This is a genomic window from Pedobacter steynii (assembly GCF_900103665.1).
Classification (GTDB): Bacteria; Bacteroidota; Bacteroidia; order Sphingobacteriales; family Sphingobacteriaceae; genus Pedobacter; species Pedobacter steynii.
In genome coordinates this window covers 482,579-505,553 of record NZ_FNGY01000003.1, presented here as the reverse complement: position 1 = coordinate 505,553, position 22,975 = coordinate 482,579, and the positions used below count along the sequence as shown (strand labels likewise).

The window sequence follows — 22,975 nt, the reverse complement described above, 5'->3', positions numbered from 1 at the left end:
AATAATAATGAATACCTGATGGTTAAAAGTCCAGATTCAGACCAACTGCATATTTTCTCTGGAAAGGGTATGCCCAGGCACTTGCACCCTGGTTTACTGCTTCCGGATCTACATATTTTTTGATGGCAGAGAATTCATAAAGATTTTCTCCGGATACATATACGCGAAGGCGACCAAGTTTAAGGCGTTTGGTGATCTGTGCCGGTAAGGTATAACCCATTGTTATATTTTTGATCCTTAGGTAAGCACCATTTAACAGGTATTTTGTTTGTGGGATATCTAAGCCCTGACCAGTGTTGGCATCTGCCAGCCAGGATTGCAATACCGGATATTCAGAATTAAGGTTTGCATCGGCCAGACCAGCGGCGATATAAGAAGCAGAGTGTTTTGCCCTTTGCTCCGGAGAATCAGCTGCGCCCCTGTAAAAGTTCAGGTTCCATGGATATACGTTGGCATAAGGCTGTTGGTAAGGTCCCCAGAAGAGGTAATGGTGCGGGTAAAAATCTCTTTTTAGTACACCCTGAAGGAATATCCCTAAGTCGAAACCATTCCAGTCCATATTCAGGTTCGCGCCAACCGTGTAACGGTCTGTGCTGTTACCGATAATTCTGAGGTCTTTAGGGTCGTTACTGCTCAGGCCTTTTTCTATCTTATGATCGCCGTTCAGGTCTTTGTATTTAGGCCAGCCAGGAACGATATCCAGGGCTCCCCATGGTACAATACTCTTTTGATTTAAAGCGGCGATTTCCTCTTTATTCTGAAATAAGCCATCATTTTCCAGGCCCCAGATCTCGCCTATGTATTGGTCTTCACGATAAGCAGAAAAGAGCTTCTGATTGTTTTTGAATTTGGTGATCTTGGCACGGGAATCGGCAAGGGTAAATTTGGTCTCGAAACTAAAAGGTTTGGATCCCAGGTCAAAACGGTCTCTGTAGGTTACCGAGAGCTCCCAGCCTTTTGTTCTTAAATCCGCCGCATTTTGTTTAGGCACAGCTGTTCCAAGGACTCCTGGCAATTCCTGAGCTGCAGTTAGCATTCCCCTGGTATCGCGAATGAAATAATCAAATGCAATGAGGAACTTGTCTTTAAACAATCCGATGTCTGTACCGATATTCAATGTGGATACCTTTTCCCAGGTATAGGTGTTTGGATCTACAGCCAGGGCCGGAGCATTGGTGATCACCTGTTGCTGCGATCCATTGATGAGGTATGGTGAAGCGCCTGTAGGTAAAGTCTGGATGTATCCGAAATCTCTCAGGTAAGCATCGGAAGAGGGGTTTTGATTTCCAAGATTACCATAAGAAGTACGGATCTTAAAGGTCGAAAGCACATTGGCAAGCGGTTGAAAGAACTCTTCCGCACTTGCGATCCATGCTCCGGAAACAGAAGGGAAGAATCCCCATCGTCTGGAAATGGGAAAGCGGGAGGAGCCATCATACCTTCCTGTTGCTTCTAAAATATAGCGGTCTTTAAAGGTATAATTTAAGCGGCCAAATGCACTCGTCGTTGCATAGGCTTCATAACCAGCCCCAACGCTCATTTCCCCGCTGGTCAGGCTGAGGTAAGGCAATGATGAAGATATCAGCCCTTGTCTTGAAGCATTAACCTTCGAGTATCGGTAATTTTCGCTGTTATAACCGGCCATGGCGCTGAAAAAGTGATCACCAATGGTTTTTTTGTAGGTCGTATATAAGTTGAATGCGTTAGTATACAGATAGCCATTGTTCTCTGTCACAAAACCATTTCCTCCAGACAGCCTCACATCATTCGGGCCATAGCCGATGTTGTATTTTTTGGAATCGAAATGGTATTTCCACAGTTCCCTTTTAAAGGAAGCATCACCATTTACTTGTAGATCGCCGTTCAAAAAGGTAGCAGTTGCGCTGGTGATGTTCTGGAATCCGATCATATTTTCCAGATTCTTGCCTCCATCTGTCAGACGTGCTGCAAGGTTACCTGCTCCTGTATTTGCCCAGGTTCCGTCGGGATTTTTAGCCACATCAGTAGGCCTTAAGTAGTAAAGATCGGTGAGGCCGGCATTCGGCAATGCCTTTTTTGTCTCGTAAATATTGAGGTTGTTGTCCAGTTTAAGCCAGTTTAACGGGGAGAAACCCAGTTTTGAACGAAGTCCGTATCTATCCCAGAAATCGTCGGTTAGCTTATTCAGACCATTCTCTCTGGTATAATCAGCGGAAAGGTAATAGCTTAATGGCTTCTCGTTGATGTTGACTCCACCTGAAAAGGCAAGAGAATGGTTTTGAGAGAAACTGGCTTTATTGAAGAAGTAGTCATACCAGTCGTTACTGCCCATATAAGCCCATTTTGTAGGATCTTTAGGGTCTATTCTGGTATCTGCTATAGATGGATTTTCAGACCTTTCCTTTGCCCAGCGGTAATGCTCATCTGAATAATTTACGTAATCCCAGGGGGTATTGTCCGTGGCTGTTTCCAAAACTCTCGAAAAAATATAAGGATCGGTTACCGGTTCAGGAAGGCGGGTAGGTTTTCCCCAGGAAGCATAGGTATTGTAGCTGATGGTTTGTTTTCCAATAGCACCTTGTTTTGTGGTGATCAGAATTACTCCGAAAGCTGCTCTGGCACCATAAATGGCTGCTGAAGCTGCATCTCTTAATACCGTAAATGAAGAGATATCCGAAGGATTTAAGCGGAGCATATCATCGGTGCTCGTCGCAGGAATTCCATCAATAACAACCAAAGGAGATCCTCCGTTGATGGAAGTATAGCCCCTGATGTTGATGACAGGAATAGTTCCCGGTGCGCCACCTCCATAAGTGATGTTCAGGCCCGGGCTCAATCCCTGAAGCGCCTGTACCACATTGGCTGAGGGACGGGATTCCAGTGCTTTACCTGATATCTGGTCTATGGCTCCTGCAATGTTTATCTTTTTCTTGCTTCCGAAACCAACCACGACTACTTCATTCAGTTTGCCGTAATCCGGGCTCAGGCTGATGTTGAGTTGCGTTTGGCCGCTAAGTTTTCTTTCTTCCTGTTTGTATCCAATGTAAGTAAAGAGGATAGTCGACCCGGAAGGGACCGTGTTGAGCACATAATTTCCGTTTGCATCGGTGCTCGCCCGGAGGGCAGTTCCTTTGACGCTGACATTGACCGAAGGAATCGGACCGTTGGTCTCTGCATCTTTAACTACACCCTTTAAAGTGATGGTCTGTGCAAAGCAGATGGTGCTGCTGAACAGGAGGCAGATCGTCCAAAATAATGGATACACCTTGTTCCTCCATTCCGGAGAAAATGGTAATTTTTTTTTCATAATAACATTAATATTAAGTTTGTTTGGTTAGAAATTTATCCCCTTCAAGGCGGCACTAAGTTCTTGTGCTCATGTTATTTCAATGTTAAGATCAAATTAATAATTTAATTGAACATTCATTCAATCTATTAAAATAAATTTGTGTGATAACATTACTTTTGAGTAGTTTGGCTTATCAGAACTATTTAACAGTATGGGCAGAAAAAGTCTTAAAGAAGAAAGACAGCGGGAAATTATAAAAGTGTTTTATAAGGTTGCCAAAAAAGAAGGGTATGAGAATACCTCAATCGCAAAGATTGCGAAGGTGATGGACATCAATCCAAGTCTTGTGATCCACTATTTTGAGACCAAGGAAGACCTGACTTACGCATTAATAGATTATATCCTGGAAAGGTATCTGCTGATTTTTACGGTAGAACAAAAGAAAGGGGGCACGATTTTGGACCTGCAGAAAACAATAGAAATGCTCTTTTCTAAAAAATGGAACCTCCTGTTTGATGACGGGCTTTTCTATACCTTTTATGCCCTGGCTTTCCGTGAGAAGAAGATCAAGGTAAAGTATAAAGCAATTCTCGATTCTCTTCGGTTTACGCTGGCCACGATCATTGACCAGTGCAATAAAGCAAATACGTTAAAGATTGCAGACCCGCAAGGTACTGCTGACTTGATTTTTGTATTGGTAGACGGTGCTTATTTTTACCTTTCTCTGGAGAGTGATAAGCAGGCTTATGGAGAACGGTTGGATTATTATAAGAATAAGGCCTATCAGATTTTAGGTATAGCCCCTGCTATTTCTTCGACGGATTCCGCTGATTCTTTAATTGGCGGCCAAGTGCATACAGACCTATAAACATCCAAAGCAGGTTCGCTACCGCATTTGGCAGATCGTTACTCTCTAATGCAATCGTGACCAGGCAAAGGCCACCAACAATGTTCAGTAATTGGAAAATCCGGGACTCTGCAGTGAGGACCTTAATGCTTAATAAGAAATAGCCCAAAGTACAGAATATGACTCCGAGCCAGCCAATGCAAGTGAATAAGGTCTGTAGCATAATAAGATGTGTCGGGTTAAAGTTATTAAATAAGTTTAGATTTTGTTGTCCTTAGATTTGGTCAGCGTGATATTTTTCATAACTTCGGCATATAAAAAATTATAAAAAATGAGTTTAAAAGGCTATAAAGGCGTAATTTACGGAGATGCCGTTCAGGAACTATTTGAACAGGCTAAAAAACATCAGTTTGCATTACCTGCAGTAAATGTTACCGGTACCAATACCATTAATGCGGTAATGGAAACGGCAAAGGCGGTTAATTCACCTGTTATGATTCAGCTGTCAAATGGCGGTGCTCAATTTTACGCAGGAAAGACATTGAATAATGATAACTTAAATGCCTGTGTATTGGGAGCGGTATCTGCTGCTAAACACGTTCATTTATTAGCAGAACATTATGGTGTTGCGGTCGTATTACATACGGATCATGCGGCTAAGAAATTATTGCCATGGATCGACGGATTGTTAGACCACGGAGAAAAATTCTTCGCGGAGCACGGTAAACCATTGTTCTCTTCTCATATGCTTGATTTATCTGAAGAGTCTATCGAAGAAAATATGGAGATCTCTGCTAAATATCTTGCCCGTATGGCAAAGATGGGGATGACCATTGAAATCGAACTTGGTGTAACAGGTGGTGAAGAAGATGGTGTAGACAACAGCGATGTAGATAGCTCTAAATTATATACTCAGCCTTCAGAAGTAGCTTATGCTTACGAAGAATTGAGTAAAGTAAGTGATAAATTTACTGTAGCTGCTGCTTTTGGTAATGTTCACGGAGTTTATAAACCAGGTAACGTAAAATTACAACCGGTAATTCTTAAAAACTCTCAGGACTTTATCAAAGAAAAATTCGGATTGACTGCTGAAAAACCTATCAATTTTGTATTCCATGGCGGATCAGGTTCTTCTCAGGAAGAAATCAGAGAAGCGATTTCTTATGGAGCAATCAAAATGAATATCGATACAGATATGCAATGGGCATTCTGGGAAGGTATCTTAGATTATTACACTGCTAATGAAGCTTATCTTCAAGGCCAGATCGGTAACCCTGATGGAGAAGATAAACCAAATAAGAAATATTATGATCCACGCGTATGGTTACGTAAAGGTGAAGAAGCTTTTGTTAAACGTTTAACTCAGGCTTTTGAAGACTTAAACTGTAAAGACGCAAGCGATAAACTATAAGTTTTATTGATGAGCTTAAAAAGCGCGCTGAATTTATTTTCAGTGCGCTTTTTTATGTGCCGTACTTACCTTAGAATGGTAATGGATCCGGTAAGGGTTTTTTGTCCGTCATGCAGATCGATCATATAGTAATAGGTTCCTACCGGGACGTTTACGCCTTTTCGTTTCCCATCCCAACTTTTCGGACCAGAAGATCCGGAACTGAAAATCCGTTCGCCATACCGGTTTACAATTTTAATCTCAGCCTCGGGATAAGATTCCAGGGCTGCAATATTCCAGACATCATTAATGCCGTCGCCGTTGGGGGTAATGGTATTCGGAATTTCCAGTTTCTTATATACTTTAATGGAGACATCGGAGCTTGCACCCGGGCAGCCCTTTTCAGACCAGACATTCAGGGTGTAAGTCATGTCTTGTGGCGGATTGGCTATAGGATTCAGTTTCGATGGATCATCCAGATAATTGGAAGGTGTCCAGAAATAGCGGACATGATCGCCGGAAATTTTACCATTCAGGGTGATGGATTGTCCCTCGATGATTGACCTGTTGCTCCCCGCATCAGCGACCGCTTTTTTATATACATTGACAATGACATAAACGGTGTTTTCACAGGCACCGTTGGAAACTGTGACGCCATATACGGTGGTTATGGTGGGTGAAGCAATCGGGTTGGCTACGTCTGTAGCTGATAATCCGGTTGATGGTGCCCATTTATAAGTGACTCCTCCGGAGGCCTGGAGTCCAATCGATGCACCTTCACAAATGTCGACAGACTGTTCATCGACAACGGCAATATTTGGCGGGAAAACTTCAACATTGATTTGTGCAACAGCCGAACAATCACCGGAAGTAACCGTTACCTGGTAAACTCCGGAATGTGACAAGGTGGCATTTTCAATGACCGGTGATCTGGCTGTTGAACTGTAATTATTGGGCCCGGTCCAGGAATATGTGCCTTCTGTGCCATTTAGTTCCAGGATAATTGCGTTTCCGATACAAACCCTTTGATGATCAGTTACCAGGGGTTTTGGCGTAGGGTTTACCTGAACTTTGACAATCGGAGAGGCGGTTCTGCATGCCGGAGAACTAAAGTTCGTTGCTTCAGCGGCCACCATACGATATTGGTAAGTGCCTGGCGGCAAAGATTGAGCAGGAATCGTCATTTGTGTGCTGGTCTCATTGCTAAGATCAACCCATCCACTGCCACTATCCCTTTGCCACAGGTATTGAAGGCTTGCAGATCCCGTTACCTGAGCGGAAATAGATATGGGGGTATTTTCATCTTCACAAATGGTTTTTTCTGTCTGGCTGGTGTTGTTTACTCCAGCAGTGATGGCGGGACCGCAGGCCCTGAAAGTGATATCATCTAAAGCCAGGTCGTTCCCGCTACCACCGGGTGCATTGTTAATGATCCTGATTTTGACCCTGTTCACATTAGCAGGTGTAGAGAATAAAAAACCATATTGTTTCCAGGTGGGGCTGGAACTTTCCGCAATATCACCGGTGCTATAGGTACTCAATACCTGGTTGTCCATGGCGAGGATGACAAAGGTCAGGTTGGGTTTTATCCCCGAAAATGCAAGCAGGTTGGATACCCAGGCGGCAAATTCATAAGTTGTATTTGGGCATAAGTCTGTAGCCACATCAGTTTCATAAAAAATGCCCGGGTTATAGCTGGCGTTGATCATCATCAGGTAACCGTCCGGATCGTTTGGGGTATGATTGGGTAGTAAATACCAGGCTCCACCACTATTTACACTTTTTTCAATGGTATAAGAGCCATCAGAAGGTTGTCCGGAGGCTACATAAGTATAACTTGTATTGCTGCCCAATGGAGGACCAAAAAAATTGCTGCCCCTTCCAAAATCAATATGAACTACCGGATCGCCAAGACTTCCCTGGCAGGTCTGTGAAAATGTTTTGGTAATGCAGCTGAGAAAACAGCATACAGTGACCGTAAGAATAGTTTTATTCATCTTTTGTTTCAGTTAGTCCCGATATAAATCAACGTTTTGCAGCGGTATTTTTGAGCTTGCAAAACAAAGATTACAGAGGTATCCCCCCTCTGAATTAAAGACATTCCTCTAATCTAAAAAGATGTTTTGTGTTAACCAAGTGTTTGAATGACAATGATTTGCTGATTGATTCATTATAATTATGTATTGAATATTTTAATGAATTTAATTTCAAAATTTTGTCATTAATCTTGTTTCCATTCCGGAACGATCCATCCATTAGATTTTTAGCATATTTGTATAAATCTGTTAAATATGGAAACACTGTTTGTAAATAAGGCAACGAATAAGGAAGAACTGGAAAAGGTATTCGCGATCAGAAAGACGGTCTTTGTAGAGGAACAAAATTGCCCGCCTGAACTGGAATGGGAGCATGAAGAAGAATCGGTTCATTTTCTTGCATTGATGGACAATCAACCTTGCGGCGCTTGTCGCTGGAGAAAAACAGAGAACGGTTATAAGCTGGAAAGGTTTGCGGTGTTGCAGGAATTCAGAGGGAAACGAATTGGGCAGGCATTGGTTGCCGCTGCGTTGTCCGACCTTCCTGAAGATGCGCATTATATTTATTTGAATGCGCAGTTAACGGCTATGCCTTTATATGCCCGGTTTGGCTTTGTAGCGGAAGGACCGCAGTTTGAAGAAGCGGGAATTCAACATTTTAAAATGGTTAAAAAAGGGTAGAAGCCGGAAGGATCTACCCTGGAATGATATTACAGGAAAATTTTTGAGGAGAGCTGTACTGCAGCTTTCCATTTTTCCATATTCAGGTTTAGTTTTTCTCCTTTGCTTTCCAGGAACCAGATCAGGTCTTCTGTGGCCAGGTTTCCTGTCAGGTCATCAGTAGCCATCGGACAGCCTCCAAAGCCTTTTAATGCACTGTCAAAGCGTAAGCAGCCACTTTCATAGGCAGCCTCTATTTTTTCAATTCTTGTTTCCGGAGTACTGTGTAAATGGACGCCTACTTCTATCTGGGGGAATTTTGCAATCAGTCCGGGTAAGATTGCTTTTATCTTTTCGGGAGAGGATACGCCGGTGGTATCAGACAATGATAAAATCTTAACCCCGTTTTCTGCGAGTATGCCTGCCCAGTTTTCTACGATTTCCTCGTTCCATTCATCTCCGTAAGGATTTCCGAAACCCATAGATAAATAAACCACTGCAGTTTTATCATTTTGGTCACAAAGTTCCAGCATTTGTTTTACCGTATCCAGTGAGGCCGCAATCGTGGAATTGGTGTTGCGCATTTGGAAGGTCTCAGAGATCGAAAAAGGAAAACCGAGGTAACTGATCTCTTTATATTTCACAGCCTCTTCTACACCCCTTAAATTGGCTACAATGGCTAACAGTTTAGACTTTGACTGGCTCAGGTCCAGTTTGGAGAGTACTTCGGCCGTATCCTTGAGTTGAGGGATGGCTTTTGGAGAAACAAAACTGCCAAAATCGATGGTGTCAAAGCCCACTTGTAATAGTAAATTGATGTATTCCGCTTTCAGGTCGGTATCAATGAAGTGGTGGATACCCTGCATGGCATCCCTTGGGCATTCTATTAATTTAATCGATTTTTGCTGGTTCATGTTGTTCTTTCTTGTGGTATGGGCGAATGATTAATCGGGTTCCGCGGTCGTAACTAAAATAACTCCAGACCCAGTTTACAAAAACCACGAGTTTATTTCTGAAGCCTACGAGCGTCATCAAATGTACAAACATCCAGGTAAACCATGCGAATACCCCCTGAAATCTAATCTTATGAAGGTCAACTACTGCGCGGTTTCTTCCAACGGTTGCCATCGCTCCTTTGTCAAAATACTTAAAGTTTTCTGTGGGTTTCTTTTCTATGATGTTCAACAGATTTTTTGCCAGTAGTTTTCCTTGCTGGATTGCGGCAGGGGCTACGCCAGGATGTCCGTTCGGAAATTCTTCCGTGATCATTGCTGCTACATCGCCTATGGCATAAATGTTTTCATAGTGTTCTACTTTGTTGATCTCATTTACTTTCAGCCGGTTTCCCCTAACTACTGCATCCCCGCTTAGGCCCTCTAAAACGACGCCTTTAACTCCGGCAGACCAGATGACATTTGAGGAAGGTATTTTCTGCCCATCAGCAAGTGACAACTCCTTTCCGTTAAAAGACTGAACTCTGGACTCTGTCATAATTTTGACGCCGAGTTCTGTCAGAAAATCGTGGGCTTTCTTTTGAGCCTGAGGCGACATCGCACCTAATAATTCGGGAGATCCTTCAATCAGGTAAATGTGAACTTTATTGATATCCAGTTCCGGATAATCACTTTTTAGCACATGTTTTTTTAATTCAGCAATCGCACCCGCGGTCTCCACGCCCGTTGGGCCGCCACCCACCACTACAAAGCTAAGCAGCTCATTTGCGGTAAGGGCATCCGGGGCAATTTGTGCCGCTTCTAAATTCTGCAAAATCAGACTTCTCAGGTTTAATGCTTCAGGGATAGATTTCATCGGCATTGCATTGTCTTCGATCTCGGTGTTTCCGAAGAAATTGCTGGTAGAGCCTGTGGCAAGGACCAGATGGTCGTAATCAATGGTGCCTATGGAGGTTGCTATATAGTTGTTTTCCGGGCTTACCTTTTTTACTTCAGCTACGCGGAAGGTCAGGTTCTTTTGACCTTTAAAAATCTTTCTGAGTGGGAATGCAATGGAGTCTGCTTCGAGGCCACCGGTAGCCACCTGGTAGAGTAGGGGCTGGAAAGTATGGTAGTTGTGTTTGTCTACCATGATGATTTCAATATCCTTGTTTCTTAATTTTTTTGCCAGTTCTATACCTCCAAATCCTCCGCCTACAATTACTATTCTGGTTTTGTTGCCTTTTGGAAAATGTTGCTCCATAATGATCTGTTTTCGTAAAGATACATAACAATCAAAAAGGTGTCCAAAAAGAATAATCTTTGCTTAAATAATGTCAAAATTGTAAGGATAAGAATTGTGATGGAAAAATTTGTTCTTTACTGTTAGTCTGATTTGATAATAAAAGAGTATAAAATTAATTATTTAACATTTGGTGGGTTGCGAGTGTCATATATGTTTCATACATTTCACTCATAAATGAATTGTTTTTAATAAGCTCGTCAATTCTTACATATGCTCTCAAAAAAAATACCCTCTTGTTATACGTATCGTGGGATGATTTTCATCTCTATCACTTCCTGTGTATTCTTGTATTGTGTTGTTTTTAAGTTTTTTGCGGTATTTTTTTGTGTGCTATGTCAACAGAAGCTTCGGTTTTTCTGCAGATTTCAATGTCTTTTTAATTTGGTTAACTTCACTGATAAGATGAATTAGTCTTTGTCATTAGTGGAAATTTTAGAGTAAAATAACACCAGGTAACAAATAAATTAATAATATAATAATGAATAAGAATTTCAAAAATGGAATAAATGTATTTACGGTGTCTTATGTATTCGTGGTATTGCTGCTGTTGTTTCTGCTTTTTAAACAGATTTCAGGAGGGAACAAAATTGCTTATATCGATTCAATGAAGATTTACAATGATTATAAGGGAATAAAAGAGGCAAAGGTCGAGTTTGAGAAAAAAGTAGAATTATATAAAAGTCGGACAGATACGTTGTCTGCAAGAGTAAAGATTGATATGATGAAAATTGATCAAAATAGAAATGACAAAGCAAGATATAAACAGCTTGTGGATTCGGTTCGGTTTCATAAGCGTCAGTTGTCCGATTATCAATCTTCTATGATGGAGTCCCTGAAGCAGGAAGAAAGTAAGTTGACTCAAAAAGCGATGATCAAATTGAATGAATTTCTGAAAGAATATGGAAATAAAAATGGGTATGATATGATCCTTATTGCGAATCCATCGGGCACCATTGCTTTTTCTAAAGAGAAATTTGACATCACCGATCAGGTATTAAAAGCAGCCAATGAGAAACTATAGTCAACAGCTTTTATTGTTCCTGATTTCTGCTGTTTGTTTTTCCTGTACCAACAAGGAATTGACGAGGAAAGAATTACTTTCTTATGTGCAAAATGAAGATCATGGCCTTAAAAAAGTGATTGATGGTAAAGACGGTTTTAAAATAGAAGCTTACGTTTTAAAGAAAGAACTACTTCTGAATTATGTTAACCGTAAAAAATCATCTTTTGACGGGGACTCTCTAAGTTATTTTATGCTTTCTTTTAGTAATAAGGGTAGGGAAGCCCTGGGTCAAACTGTAGATTTCGACAGGTACGCACAATTAGTGAGTAACCTTTCTTTTAATGCAAAGCAATACTGTGTTTTGACCAGTAGAGGGGACACTGCCGATTTGGTCAATAGCTATTTTATGAATACTTATGGAACTGGCGCCTCAAATAATCTGTTGATTGTTTTTAAGAAGATGGAAAAATATAGCGATTTAGAATTGATTGTTTCTGAGATCGGATTTGGCGAAGGAGATAAGAAATTTCTTTTTAAGAAGCGTGATATTGAAAGATTTAATAGTATAAAAGTTACCGATTAATCGAATGAAAATGTTCAGAAGCTCTATTTTAAAAAAAACGGTCGCAGTTACGTTGCTGTTCTGTTTCCTCAATAATATTCTGGTTCCCGGGATTGCATTTGCTTTGACCTCAGGACCTGAAAATCCGAATGCGACAAGTTTTGAGCCGGTAGATACCACTGATATGGTGAATTTATTTAGTGGAGATTTAGCGTACAACATTCCGCTTCTCGACATTCCCGGACCAGAAGGGGGATATCCATTGTCTTTATCTTATCATGCAGGAATTATGCCCGGAGAAGAAGCTTCCTGGGTCGGATTAGGGTGGGGTTTAAACCCAGGAGCGATAAACAGAACGGTTAATGGATTTCCTGATGATTTCAACGGAGAGCAAAATGTGGTCAGGGATTATTGGGCCGGTGGCGAAAGAACCACCACGTCTGTTGGCGTAAATGTAGGGATTATTGGAGCATTATCTGCGGAAATTGGTTTGACAGTATCACATGACACCTTCCTGGGAACCGGGATTGGAGGTTTTGTTGGGTTATCCGCTGGATTTAACCTTGTTCCGGGAGTAGGAGCTTCTGCATCTATTGGTCTTTCTGTAGATCCCTTCGGAGGAACCTCTATTACCGGTGGGCTGGGCGTTGGAGTAAAACTTGCCGGAGCGAATGGAATAAATTTAAATGGTGGGATTGGGCTAGGTTTTTCTGCGAATTCAAAAGGAATATCTGTAGGGATGGGAGCGGATATAAGTGCTTCGTTAAGTAGAGGAAAACAGTATGAGAACTCAGCGTTTGGGGATATGTCAACATCTTTATTGGGTGCTTCCCTTGGTTCTGGAGGAGGAGGAGTTAGCCTTTCTGCTATCGGTGGATATAGCAGTGTAGAAAATGTGAATGCAGGAAGAATTCAAACTAAAACAAGAGGCTGGGGAATCACGATACCAGTGTGGTTTGGAATTTCGATCTCTTTAAAACGTAATTATGTTCGGTACTGGTCGGATGAAACGGCTTCAGTTCCTACATATGGAACACTCAATTATCCTGCGACAAAAGGAGAAGCACCTTATCGTTCAGAGTTTGATACTTATTATCTGGCTGATATCAATGACCCGAATTATAGTCTTTTAGCGAAAAATGATCCAATAAAGTCAAATGGAGGTACCTTTCCTGACTACGATGTTTATTCCGTTTTGGGGCAGGGGATTGGGGGGTATATCAGACCTTATGGCTATCAGTTGGATGTGGTAGGAAAAGGAAAGCATGCCTGGAGAGGGAATACAACCAATAGAGGTACTGTAAGTTCTTATACCGAGATGGTGGAAGTATGGGATTCCTATGAGGAACGATATTATTGGGAAGAACAGACATTTGAGGTTTATCACACGAATAACCCTTCTAAGCTAAATTTTCGGTTTGTTAATGATTTCTCTAATTCTTACACTCAACAAGACACTGATTTCAGTGGAAATGTTATGAATTTTGATTTGACCCCTAAGTATGGAAACAACGATGGTAATTACGGATATGATCCAGCATCTGAACGGTTAGCTTCTTCAAGAAATATTGAATATTTTTCTAATGATGAAATTAAAAACGGATCGGCAAAGCTTAAGGGATTCATAAATACTGCCGCTGTTGGCTTCGATCGGGCAAGAAATCCAAATGGTAGTTCTATTTCATCTGCAGATAAAAGAATTGGCGGATTTATGGTTACCAATGAAAGTGGAGTCACTTATCATTACGCACTACCTGTTTATGCATACGATGAGTCTACAAGAACGGAGAATATATCGGGTGTGAATACCTATAATTTACAATCACGGGCAAATCCCTATGCAACCAGTTGGCTCCTCACTGCTGTGACAGGACCTGATTATGTTGATATTAACAGTAATGGCTTGACAGATCAGGGAGACTGGGGTTATTGGGTTAGTTTCGAGTATGGAAAATGGTCTCAGAACTATACTTGGCGGAATCCTGGATTAGGGTTTAAAAAAGATTTAGATGCCCGGTTTAAGTACCATTCCTCTGGAAAAAAGGAATTATATTATTTGGATGCGGTTGTCACACCGAGCCATACTGCTCTTTTTGAAAAAGAGATCAGGGCAGATGGTAAGGGAACGGGAGTCGGTGGAGCATATACACCTTATGACGGTCTTCCAACTTCTGAACTTCGGTTAAATAATATACTTCTTTTCACGAACAGCTCCATGAATAGAAGCCTGGCTGATATTCGTTCGTCTTCCGGAAGGTACAATAAATCGACTGCCCATTTAGGCTATAATGTTGTGGATAAGTATGATATTGAGGAACTCCCCGATATGAATGGACAAATTTTAAGAAAAATAAATTTCGGATATGATTACAGTCTTTGTCCAAAGACACCAAATAGCTTTGATGAAAATGGATCCATATATGAGGAGCCTAATGTGAATACAATTCCTTACCCGAGGTTAGGTAAACTTACCTTGAATAGCCTGACTTTTTTGGGTAAAGGTGGGGAAGCAAGTGTTCCACCAATGGAGTTTGATTATGATATTCCCACCGACTTAATAAAAAGCTCAAATAAAGTGGTTTTTAACGGTAAAAAGGCCAATTCAAGTATTTTTAAGTTCAGTATTTCAAATGTTCTTAAGGATTCTAATGAAGATTTTAAACCCGGAGATATCATTAAGTTTAGTTTTAATGGGGCCTTGTTTTATGGGTTGATTAAGCAAGCTGATGACTTGCCTTTTGGAGCGGCGAACTTTACAAAAAACATGGAGGTGAAATTTCTAGATTTGGACCCACCGATAGTGGCCAGCAGTGATCAATATTCATGGACTACAACTAAAAACCCTCCCTATAATTCGGATAATTATGACATGTGGGGTATGTTTAAGGCTGATTATCAATTTTTTGTTGGTAATGAGAATCTTTCCCGTCTGCCTTCAAAAGCCTCTTCTCAATCGGCGGATGTTTGGTCTTTAAGGAGGATTCATCATGCCTTAGGTATGACTACTGATATTGTTTATGAATCCGATACGTATAGTCGTGTTGCACTGTATAGAAATGCTTCAATACAGGTTTCCGGAGTAGAGAAAATAAATGATACGTTTTTTAGAGCGGTTTCGACCGGTGACTTTGGAATTGACTTGCGAGATTTTATAAAACCTGGGGATAAGGTGCAGTTAAGCCTTACCGGGACTTCTCAATACGATGAATATGGTGATAATGGATTGGAAACGAGATATGTAGATGTGACTGCGTCTTCAGGAGAACAGCCAACTTTAATCGTAACAGAGGTGGGAGAAAATTTTGTCATTATAAATGATGCGGCTTTTTGCAGTGAATTGTTTCCGGTCCAATCGGGTTCTAGTTTTACCTCTTTTCATGAAGGAAATATGTCTGCAGGTGGAATTGGAAATAACTTAGGGGGCGGCTTACGGGTAAAAAGTGTGATCAATAATGAACCAATTACTGGAGTCAGTATGGCTATAAATTATAATTATAATTTGCCTCACAATATACAACTCAGCTCGGGAACGACTGCTTATGAGCCTTTGGGAGTTGATCTTAATGTTAGAATTGGAAATAATCCGGCCTATCAGAAAACTTTGCTGAAATCCTTTTCGAAACTATTGGGGGTGGCAAGGGATATTCCGGCTCCGGGTGTGATGTACGAGTTTGTATCTGTGACTTCTGAGCGTACATCTGACGGTCAGAAAGTTCAGCAAATCGGTAAATCACAGTATCAATTTGAAATTTTTAACGAAGGGATGATTGGCCTGAAAAAACTGAACCAGCAAGCTGATAATTATAAAGAATATTCTAAGATTACGCTGAAAAACTATACCAGTCGTATTGGTAATCTTCGTCGGATAATAAAATATGATGGAGATGGAAGTAAGCTAAGCGAAACGATTAATCACTATTTACACGATGAGCAATTAGGTAATTCAGCACGATCTAATGAAGATGAATATGGAACACTGTTGGCAAAATATAACAATCAGGGATTGGTTATGGAACGCATTGCTGAAGGTCGTTATAATGATGGAAAAAGCAGACTTGTAATGACTACGCGCGCAACATTTCCGACTGTTGCTACAGGGACAACCTCGATAGATTATAAAACGGGCATACAATCGGGTAGCCAGACATTAGCTTATGATTTTTATTCCGGTCAACCAATAAAAACCTTGACAATTGATGGGATGGGGAATCGTTTCGTCTCGGAAAAGAAATCAGCTTATAGAATTTATCCGGAGATGGGGTTGAAGTTTAACAATTCAAAAAATGCAAATATGCTGATTCAGATTGCTGAAGAGCTTGTGTTTAAAGTAGATCAGAACAACAATCCGATTGGTGTTATGTCTGCTTCGGCAAATACCTGGAGTAATCAGTTAACGATGCTCAATGACGAAGAAAATAAAATAAATACGAAAGACGCACATAGTAGTCAGCCTAATATCTGGAGGAAGCATCAGGCTTATCAGTGGATGCCTCAGACAAGGGGAGGTGCAATGACCAGCCTTAATGATTTTGCCTCTATATTTAATGGAGGAGCCAATCTACCTGGATGGAGCTTGACATCAGAAATTACGCTCTATAATAGATATTCAAGTGCTCTGGAACTGAAGGATATAAACAATCATTATGCGGCAACAAGAATGGGGTATAACCAATCCAAAGTTGTGGCAACTGCAAGCGCCTCCAGGTATTATGAAATGAATTATTCTGGGTTTGAAGACGGGGAGATCAAGGGCACACGTCTGGCAAGAGAATTTTCATTGGGAGGGGCTGTTGTTGTATCGAACTTGAGTCACACAGGAAATAAATCGGCAAGATTAAGTCCGGGTAAGAGTGGTGTTTCCTATACTGTAAATGGCGGTAATTTAAAGCCGGGAAGAAGTTATTCGGCTTCAGTTTGGATGAAGAATACCGGTGATCCATTAAGTTCGAATCTGTATTATCGTATTAATGGTGGGACATTAAATTACGGAATTGTAGACGCTAAAAAGAAAGCTGGAGAATGGTATCAGGTGAATCTGCAAATTCCGGGAAATTTAGTAACAGCCAATGTCAGTCTGGAAATAGGTTGTATTAATAATGGTACTGGCGAATCTTATTTTGATGACCTAAGGTTCAAACCAATTAATGCCAGCATGAATGCTTATGTATACAACAACAATACAGGTGAACTGGATTATACGTTGGACAACAATAACATCTTTACCAAATTTCTATATGATAGTCAGGGAAGATTAACAAAAACTTATCGGGAGACTTTTGGATATGGTGTAAAACTCATTACGGAGAGCACTTATAATTATGCTAAGTCTCTGAAAGCAATCTGGCAATTTACCAGTAATATGCGCTGTCAGTCTGTAAATTCTGCTTTTACCGGGCTAAGGGAGAGAGAGCAGATGGATACCAATCCATTGAGTTCAAGCTACCAGCAATATAGATGGGTTGTCATAGGCAGCGCTTCAGAATGTGGTGCTAATCCTACAAATTGTGTTGGAATGGATAGAAAATATGTGAATGGCCAATGTGAAATTGGTACGAAGGAGTTTGTCCGCTCAGAGTATCATCAAAATCAAGGGTACTACTGCTTCTTTGTTTATAAGTTTACTGATGGGACCAGCAGTTCCGACTTTTTTGAAGTGAGTCTATATGGATGTGAATATTAATTCGTTCTCAATATGAAATGTATTAAATTATTATCAACGACCTGTTTATCTATACTCCTGCTTTCTGCAAATGCTCAGGAGGTGATCAAGAGTGCTGCTCCGGTAGTACTGCCTGTACAATCAGGAGGTTCAAAAATAATCAGAGCTGGTCAATCCCTTCGCGTAACCAGTAATAAGTCAGTTACACTTTTGCCAGGTTTCCATTCGGAGAGTGGTTCTGATGTGATTATTAAGATTGAAACGGGAAATATCTATCCTGTGCCTCCGAATATAGCCAGTGCTAATCAGGAGCTTAATTGGGTCATTAGCCGTAGTTTTAACCTTAATGGTGATACGATTGCTGAAAGCAAAACCTTTTTTGATTTAAGCGGTGTTCAACTCCAAAGCCAAAGTAAGAGTTTTAGCACAAAACATGTGTTAGGATCACAAGCAATTTATGATCGTTTTGGTCGCGCAGCCCTACAAACTTTAACTGCCCCAATAAATAGTAGTGGCTTTAATTACAAACCTGATTTCGTGAAAAATTCTTCAGGAGAAAGGTATAATGTAAATAATTTTGATACAGATGTTAAGTTAAATAATCCCGACCCTGTTGCTGCAATACAGGAAGGAACCTTAGGGTGGTATTACAGCAATAATAATTCATGGGATAATTATGTACCCATTACTTCGTACCCTTATTCAAGAGAAGACTATTTTAAGGATGGTAGTGGAGAGTCATCCAGAAGTGCGGGGCCAGGTGAATTATTGCGAATGGGAAGTGGCCATGAGAGTTATGGGAGCAGTTTTGCTGTTCTGCAGCAACTCAATAATTATATGAGCATTCGGAATAAGTTTTTTAATGAGACAGATATGGGGGGAATTGGTCAGGTCGATATGACTGGTGTAGCTGCTGAAAGTATTGGCCGGGATCCACAAGGTAATTGGGGAATTACGATAAGTAATAAAGATGGAAATCCTTTGATGACCGCGTTGCCGGGTAATTGGTTAACAGTAAATAATACAATTGACCTTACTTCTTATAAAGAACAGTTTACTTTGGATGGAAATACCGGAGATTATTTAAATGGCATCCGTATTAAAGGTTCTGGCAAACTGAAGGTTTACGACAATAATGTACTGGTATATAGTGGCGATGTTAAAGATTTTGTTCCCCCTGCTTTTATAAATTCTTCGCATATCTATCAATTAAAATCCAATCAAGTATTTAACGTTTCTTATGGTGTGGTTTATAGTAGCGGGACAGATTTAATCTGTAACGAATGCCCTTCCAAAATCAATACTTCTTTACCTCAGATAGGACAGGATTTCCACTATTTTGGTTTAGCTCAATCTGGAACTGTTGGAGTGGTAGGTGGAAGTATTGCATTGACAAATTTGGTCAGTAATACGATTGTAACAGACTATAATAATTTGCCGGCGGGGTTATATAAGGCTGTCGCAACCAGTGGAACTCCTCATATTAGTTATACTGCCGGGTATAGTGATATCAGCTATAATTTTTATAATATAAAAGGGGAACTTGTTGCGTCAATTGCCCCAAATGGTGTTCAGCAACTTATTTCAAATGGTATTTCGGCTTATGGCTCAAAAGAGCAGATACCGTTTATTAATTTTTCCACTTACGATAAGCAGGGACGACTCACTTCCTTAAAAACAACTGATGCAGGTGTTATGGAGCTTATTTATCGAAAAGATGGTAAAGTCAGGTTTAGCCAGAATGCTGAACAGAGAAAAAATGGGAGGTTCTCCTATACTAACTATGATGATGTCGGGCGGGCAATAGAATCGGGCGAGTATCTCCCTGGAAGTATCAGCTTTGAGTCAGCGAAAACTAATTACGCTTTGCTTGAAAATACAGATAGCGAAGGTGGGCTTGGAGGAGGAGTAAAGAAGGATTGGACACGTATTCATTATGATTCGAGTGATAGTAGTCATGGGTTAACGGCGTACCAACAAAACTTTGTCGAAAATTCTGTTTCCTGGACTGAGAACTCGGTAAGTAAAACCTGGTATAGCTATGACGAACAAAGTAGAGTAACTTGGCTCATAAAACAAATCAATGGTTTAGGTGTAAAAACTATTGATTATACTTATGATTTTTTGGGTAATATTACTAAGGTTGCCTATCAAAAGGATATTGCTGCAGAAAGCTTTTATCACCATTATGAATATGATGTTGATCAACGTTTATTGAATGTTCAGACGAGTACCAATGGAACCAATAAAAAACAACAGGCTAATTATCAGTATTATCTTCATGGTCCGTTAAAAAGGATAGAAGTAGGAGATAACCTTCAGGGCATAGACTATATTTATACAGCACAGGGGGCTCTTAAAGGGGTTAATCATCCGGATAAAAATCTTGACCCGGGAAAAGATGGGATACAGAATAATTTCGCTGCGGATGTGTTTGGAATGACGCTTGAATATTTCAATGGTGATTATGTGCGTAATGGGACTGGTATTAACAGTTTATCTACTAATACCAGTAAAACATTTTATGACGGTAATATTGTTGGACAGAGTTGGCGGAGTCAAAAACCCAATGGTATTATTTCGGCTTATGGGAACGCGGTAAATAATCCGGTAATGGCAACTTATGAGTTCGATAATAAATATCAGTTTAATAGCAATAAGTATGGTGTTCCTAATTTCGAAACTGGTTCATTTACAGAGATCTTAAATTCAAATAAAGAATATAACCTCAGCTACGATCCCAACGGAAATATAAAGTCTATGAGTCGAAGTAATGCTTCCGGTAATGCTAAAAATATGGCCTACAATTATGAGGTAAACACAAACAAACTAGGTAGTGTTGACAACCATGCTAATTATAATTATAATGATTTAGGGCAAATGATAGGGCAGACTGAGCATAATGGGCAGGGCTATTTTCTTAACTATGATGCCAACGGCAATATCGTTGCCATATACTCAGACGAAGCACGGTTGCAACTCAAGGTCTCTTTTGCATATGATGAAGCCGGGATTCGAATTCGGAAAACGGATCATTTGCAGAATATAACAACTTATTATGTGGTGGATGCTGGAGGAGAGCCTCTTGCAATTTATGATAATGAGGGAGGTGTGTTACTACAAAAAGAAATTCCTGTATATGCCGATTCGAGGATAGGGTATTATAAGCGGACGGGCAATAATTATCAATATGAGTTCAGCGATAATCTTGGTAATGTTCGTGTTGTTATTAACAGCAATAAGCTGAGTAACGGACAGGCAGACGTCGTTTATTATTCAGACTATTATCCATTTGGAACACCGTTAACTTTACAGGGCGGAAATGACTATAGGAACGGTTTTCAGGGACAATATGCAGATGCAGATAAAGAAACCGGATGGAATAGTTTTGAACTCAGGATGTATGATCCGGAAATTGGTCGATGGATGAGCGTTGATCCGGCAGGGCAATATTCTTCTCCTTATCTCAGCATGGGTAATAACCCGGTCAATAAAGTGGATCCTGATGGAGGATATGATTTTTGGCATGGATTTGCAAAATGGCTGGCATCGGGATTTAGCGGTAAATTTAAAAGAGCTGAAAGTGGAGATCGTAAGGGGCAATATTACATTAGTAAGGTTGTTAATGACCATTCTCCTGGCGAGGTGAATATTATTCGGGCTTTGGACTTCGGCGCAGGTGATCATGGTGGTAAATTTTATCCAAATGGAACCATTGCTTCATATGAACCAGATCTGGTCGATAAATGGAGTGATTCTGATCATTGGATTGCGGAAATGACATATAATACAGCAGATGGGTTTTATTTAGGCTTTGGATCCCTCGTACCAGGTTCATCACAGAGTCATTTAAATGGTAGGGCTTCGATATCAACTGAAAGAATCGGTGCATTTATTAATTCAGGTACATCTATATTCCCTTTTGGAAAAGCTGTTCAGCTAATTCCGAAAATGAATGTCATCAAATTCTCATCGGTGATATCTGGGACCGCTATTTCCAGACTTCCACAGGCAACCCGTGGAACGTTGTTAAAAGTGGTAAACAAAGTGACTAACTTTGCCAAGATAACGACGATAGCTAAAAAAGGTGCTACTACGTTGAAGAATAATAGCAGCAATGACAAAAAGAAATAAAATATGTATGATATTCTATCTATCCTAATTGGGAAATGGTTTTTGGGAGGGGTTGGTTATTGTGTAAGAAAATTTTATTTTTTTTTATTAAGGTCGCTAGGCATACAACCAAAAAAGAAGAGAAGTAGATCTGACTTCTCTTCCGTGATTAAAATTGATGAATATCAAAATCGAATCACAGGATTTATGGTGATTCTGATTGTAATTATTATCATACAGATATTACAAGCCATTTAAAGTGGTCCTGTTTTGCTTTAGCGGGGATTAGCTCTATCGAGAATAGGTAATTCAGTTTGAACTACTGTGAATAGCTAATAACAAAAAAGACGGAGTGGATAAGCTGTCTTTTGGAAGATTTTAATTTTTCTTAGCAGATAACCTACGTTCTTGTCTCCATTGGATATAAAGCTGTTTTTGCGCTGGGTTCAGGAGACTGTCTATTCTTAAATTCCCTTTTTTAATAAGTGAACTAAACTGCAGCTTTTTAACCGGGTTATTAATTACTCCGGGACTTTTAATACTATCGGCAAGGATGTTCTGGTTGAAAAATATACTGTAAAGACTATCTTTCTGCTGGTCACTCAGATTTAATTTGATCTGTAATTCCTGGAGCTTTGTTGTAGCATCCTTTTGTGATCTGATTTGCTTGGCTTGTGATGAGCTTTGTGCTTTTAAGTTATAGGTGAATCCAATTAGGAAAATGAGCGCGTTAATTGTAGTTTTCATGGTTTTTATTTTATGTTGAAGATAAATAAAGTCCTGAAGAATATTGTTATTTTGACCGGGCTTTATTTATTATTTTCTCGTTAAATCTATAATCATCCCTCTATATGGTCTACTACTCGTTTTTTATCTTAAAATCGATTTAAAAAATCCTTTGGATATTCGTTCAATAATAATGTAATCTGTTCATTTTAGATGCTTTATGGCTTGTCTAACTGCAAGCCTCATCTGGTCATGACAGAGAAACGTATCATTACAGCTGTAATTGTTTACCCTCAGGCGTAAAAGGTAATGGTACTGAGCTGCCAATGCTTTTGGAAATGAGTCAGGACAATGGAACCGAGAGAGATACTGTCATTGGAAATTCGGTCTGTTTTGGCAAGGAAAACCTTAGATTGAAAAACAAAGACGATCAGAATTTAAAGATAGTGGTTTAGCTGAATACTTTCATAGCC

At 40.2% G+C, this 22,975-nt stretch carries 13 protein-coding genes; 7 read left to right on the top strand and 6 right to left on the bottom strand.

Features of this window, described 5'->3' with window-relative positions:
• Positions 1-22: 22 nt before the first annotated feature.
• The gene (locus tag BLQ87_RS10440; protein ID WP_074606210.1) at positions 23-3,286 is read right to left on the bottom strand and encodes a SusC/RagA family TonB-linked outer membrane protein; all 3,264 of its coding nucleotides are present in this window, start codon (positions 3,284-3,286) and stop codon (positions 23-25) included.
• 193 nt (positions 3,287-3,479) lie between these two features.
• Between BLQ87_RS10440 and BLQ87_RS10435 the strand changes: the two genes are divergently transcribed.
• Positions 3,480-4,136 carry a TetR family transcriptional regulator gene (locus BLQ87_RS10435; protein ID WP_074606206.1) on the top strand — a complete coding sequence of 219 codons (657 nt, stop codon included), beginning with the start codon at positions 3,480-3,482 and terminating at the stop codon, positions 4,134-4,136.
• Here the strand turns inward: BLQ87_RS10435 and BLQ87_RS34325 are convergent.
• Entirely contained in the window at positions 4,075-4,338 is a 264-nt protein-coding gene (locus BLQ87_RS34325) for a CBU_0592 family membrane protein (RefSeq protein WP_074606204.1), read from the bottom strand. The genes BLQ87_RS10435 and BLQ87_RS34325 overlap by 62 nt on opposite strands.
• Positions 4,339-4,446: 108 nt before the next feature.
• Between BLQ87_RS34325 and fbaA the strand changes: the two genes are divergently transcribed.
• Positions 4,447-5,526 carry a class II fructose-bisphosphate aldolase gene (fbaA, locus tag BLQ87_RS10425; protein WP_074606202.1) on the top strand — a complete coding sequence of 360 codons (1,080 nt, stop codon included), beginning with the start codon at positions 4,447-4,449 and terminating at the stop codon, positions 5,524-5,526.
• Between the two features lie 65 nt (positions 5,527-5,591).
• On the opposite strand, the gene BLQ87_RS10420 is transcribed toward fbaA, so the two are convergent.
• On the bottom strand, positions 5,592-7,502 hold the full coding sequence (locus tag BLQ87_RS10420) for a T9SS type B sorting domain-containing protein (protein WP_074606200.1): 1,911 nt from the start codon (positions 7,500-7,502) through the stop codon (positions 5,592-5,594).
• 294 nt (positions 7,503-7,796) lie between these two features.
• On the opposite strand from BLQ87_RS10420, the gene BLQ87_RS10415 reads away from it, so the two are divergent.
• On the top strand, positions 7,797-8,222 hold the full coding sequence (locus BLQ87_RS10415) for a GNAT family N-acetyltransferase (protein WP_074606189.1): 426 nt from the start codon (positions 7,797-7,799) through the stop codon (positions 8,220-8,222).
• 29 nt (positions 8,223-8,251) lie between these two features.
• Here the strand turns inward: BLQ87_RS10415 and BLQ87_RS10410 are convergent, their stop codons facing one another.
• Positions 8,252-9,115, bottom strand: coding sequence for a hydroxymethylglutaryl-CoA lyase (locus BLQ87_RS10410; RefSeq protein ID WP_074606187.1), 864 nt, complete (start codon positions 9,113-9,115; stop codon positions 8,252-8,254).
• Positions 9,093-10,397 carry an NAD(P)/FAD-dependent oxidoreductase gene (locus BLQ87_RS10405; protein WP_074606185.1) on the bottom strand — a complete coding sequence of 435 codons (1,305 nt, stop codon included), beginning with the start codon at positions 10,395-10,397 and terminating at the stop codon, positions 9,093-9,095. Before BLQ87_RS10405 ends, BLQ87_RS10410 begins: the two co-directional genes overlap by 23 nt.
• Before the next feature lie 520 nt (positions 10,398-10,917).
• Between BLQ87_RS10405 and BLQ87_RS10400 the strand changes: the two genes are divergently transcribed.
• From BLQ87_RS10400 to BLQ87_RS10385, 4 genes are read left to right on the top strand one after another with little or no spacing between them, the layout of a single operon-like run.
• Positions 10,918-11,460: an OmpH/Skp family outer membrane protein gene (locus tag BLQ87_RS10400; protein ID WP_074606183.1), complete on the top strand. Its 543-nt coding sequence runs from the start codon at positions 10,918-10,920 to the stop codon at positions 11,458-11,460.
• Positions 11,447-12,025, top strand: coding sequence for a hypothetical protein (locus BLQ87_RS10395; protein WP_074606181.1), 579 nt, complete (start codon positions 11,447-11,449; stop codon positions 12,023-12,025). The genes BLQ87_RS10400 and BLQ87_RS10395 overlap by 14 nt, the downstream gene beginning before the upstream one ends.
• A gap of 10 nt (positions 12,026-12,035) precedes the next feature.
• Positions 12,036-17,684: a carbohydrate binding domain-containing protein gene (locus BLQ87_RS10390; protein WP_143010405.1), complete on the top strand. Its 5,649-nt coding sequence runs from the start codon at positions 12,036-12,038 to the stop codon at positions 17,682-17,684.
• Between the two features lie 12 nt (positions 17,685-17,696).
• Complete coding sequence (locus BLQ87_RS10385) at positions 17,697-21,797, top strand: RHS repeat domain-containing protein (protein WP_074606176.1); 4,101 nt, start codon at positions 17,697-17,699, stop codon at positions 21,795-21,797.
• A 357-nt stretch (positions 21,798-22,154) separates the two neighbouring features.
• Here BLQ87_RS10385 and BLQ87_RS10375 read toward each other — a convergent pair whose 3' ends face one another.
• Positions 22,155-22,523, bottom strand: coding sequence for a hypothetical protein (locus tag BLQ87_RS10375; protein ID WP_074606172.1), 369 nt, complete (start codon positions 22,521-22,523; stop codon positions 22,155-22,157).
• Positions 22,524-22,975 lie beyond the last annotated feature (452 nt).

What these genes read in the sequence shown, in the direction of transcription:
- BLQ87_RS10400 (WP_074606183.1), top strand. Translation starts at nt 10,918, where the DNA reads ATGAATAAGAATTTCAAAAATGGAATAAATGTATTTACGGTGTCTTAT.
- BLQ87_RS10440 (WP_074606210.1), bottom strand. Translation starts at nt 3,286, where the DNA reads ATGAAAAAAAAATTACCATTTTCTCCGGAATGGAGGAACAAGGTGTAT.
- BLQ87_RS34325 (WP_074606204.1), bottom strand. Translation starts at nt 4,338, where the DNA reads ATGCTACAGACCTTATTCACTTGCATTGGCTGGCTCGGAGTCATATTC.
- BLQ87_RS10405 (WP_074606185.1), bottom strand. Translation starts at nt 10,397, where the DNA reads ATGGAGCAACATTTTCCAAAAGGCAACAAAACCAGAATAGTAATTGTA.
- fbaA (WP_074606202.1), top strand. Translation starts at nt 4,447, where the DNA reads ATGAGTTTAAAAGGCTATAAAGGCGTAATTTACGGAGATGCCGTTCAG.
- BLQ87_RS10390 (WP_143010405.1), top strand. Translation starts at nt 12,036, where the DNA reads ATGTTCAGAAGCTCTATTTTAAAAAAAACGGTCGCAGTTACGTTGCTG.
- BLQ87_RS10375 (WP_074606172.1), bottom strand. Translation starts at nt 22,523, where the DNA reads ATGAAAACTACAATTAACGCGCTCATTTTCCTAATTGGATTCACCTAT.
- BLQ87_RS10420 (WP_074606200.1), bottom strand. Translation starts at nt 7,502, where the DNA reads ATGAATAAAACTATTCTTACGGTCACTGTATGCTGTTTTCTCAGCTGC.
- BLQ87_RS10415 (WP_074606189.1), top strand. Translation starts at nt 7,797, where the DNA reads ATGGAAACACTGTTTGTAAATAAGGCAACGAATAAGGAAGAACTGGAA.
- BLQ87_RS10385 (WP_074606176.1), top strand. Translation starts at nt 17,697, where the DNA reads ATGAAATGTATTAAATTATTATCAACGACCTGTTTATCTATACTCCTG.
- BLQ87_RS10395 (WP_074606181.1), top strand. Translation starts at nt 11,447, where the DNA reads ATGAGAAACTATAGTCAACAGCTTTTATTGTTCCTGATTTCTGCTGTT.
- BLQ87_RS10410 (WP_074606187.1), bottom strand. Translation starts at nt 9,115, where the DNA reads ATGAACCAGCAAAAATCGATTAAATTAATAGAATGCCCAAGGGATGCC.
- BLQ87_RS10435 (WP_074606206.1), top strand. Translation starts at nt 3,480, where the DNA reads ATGGGCAGAAAAAGTCTTAAAGAAGAAAGACAGCGGGAAATTATAAAA.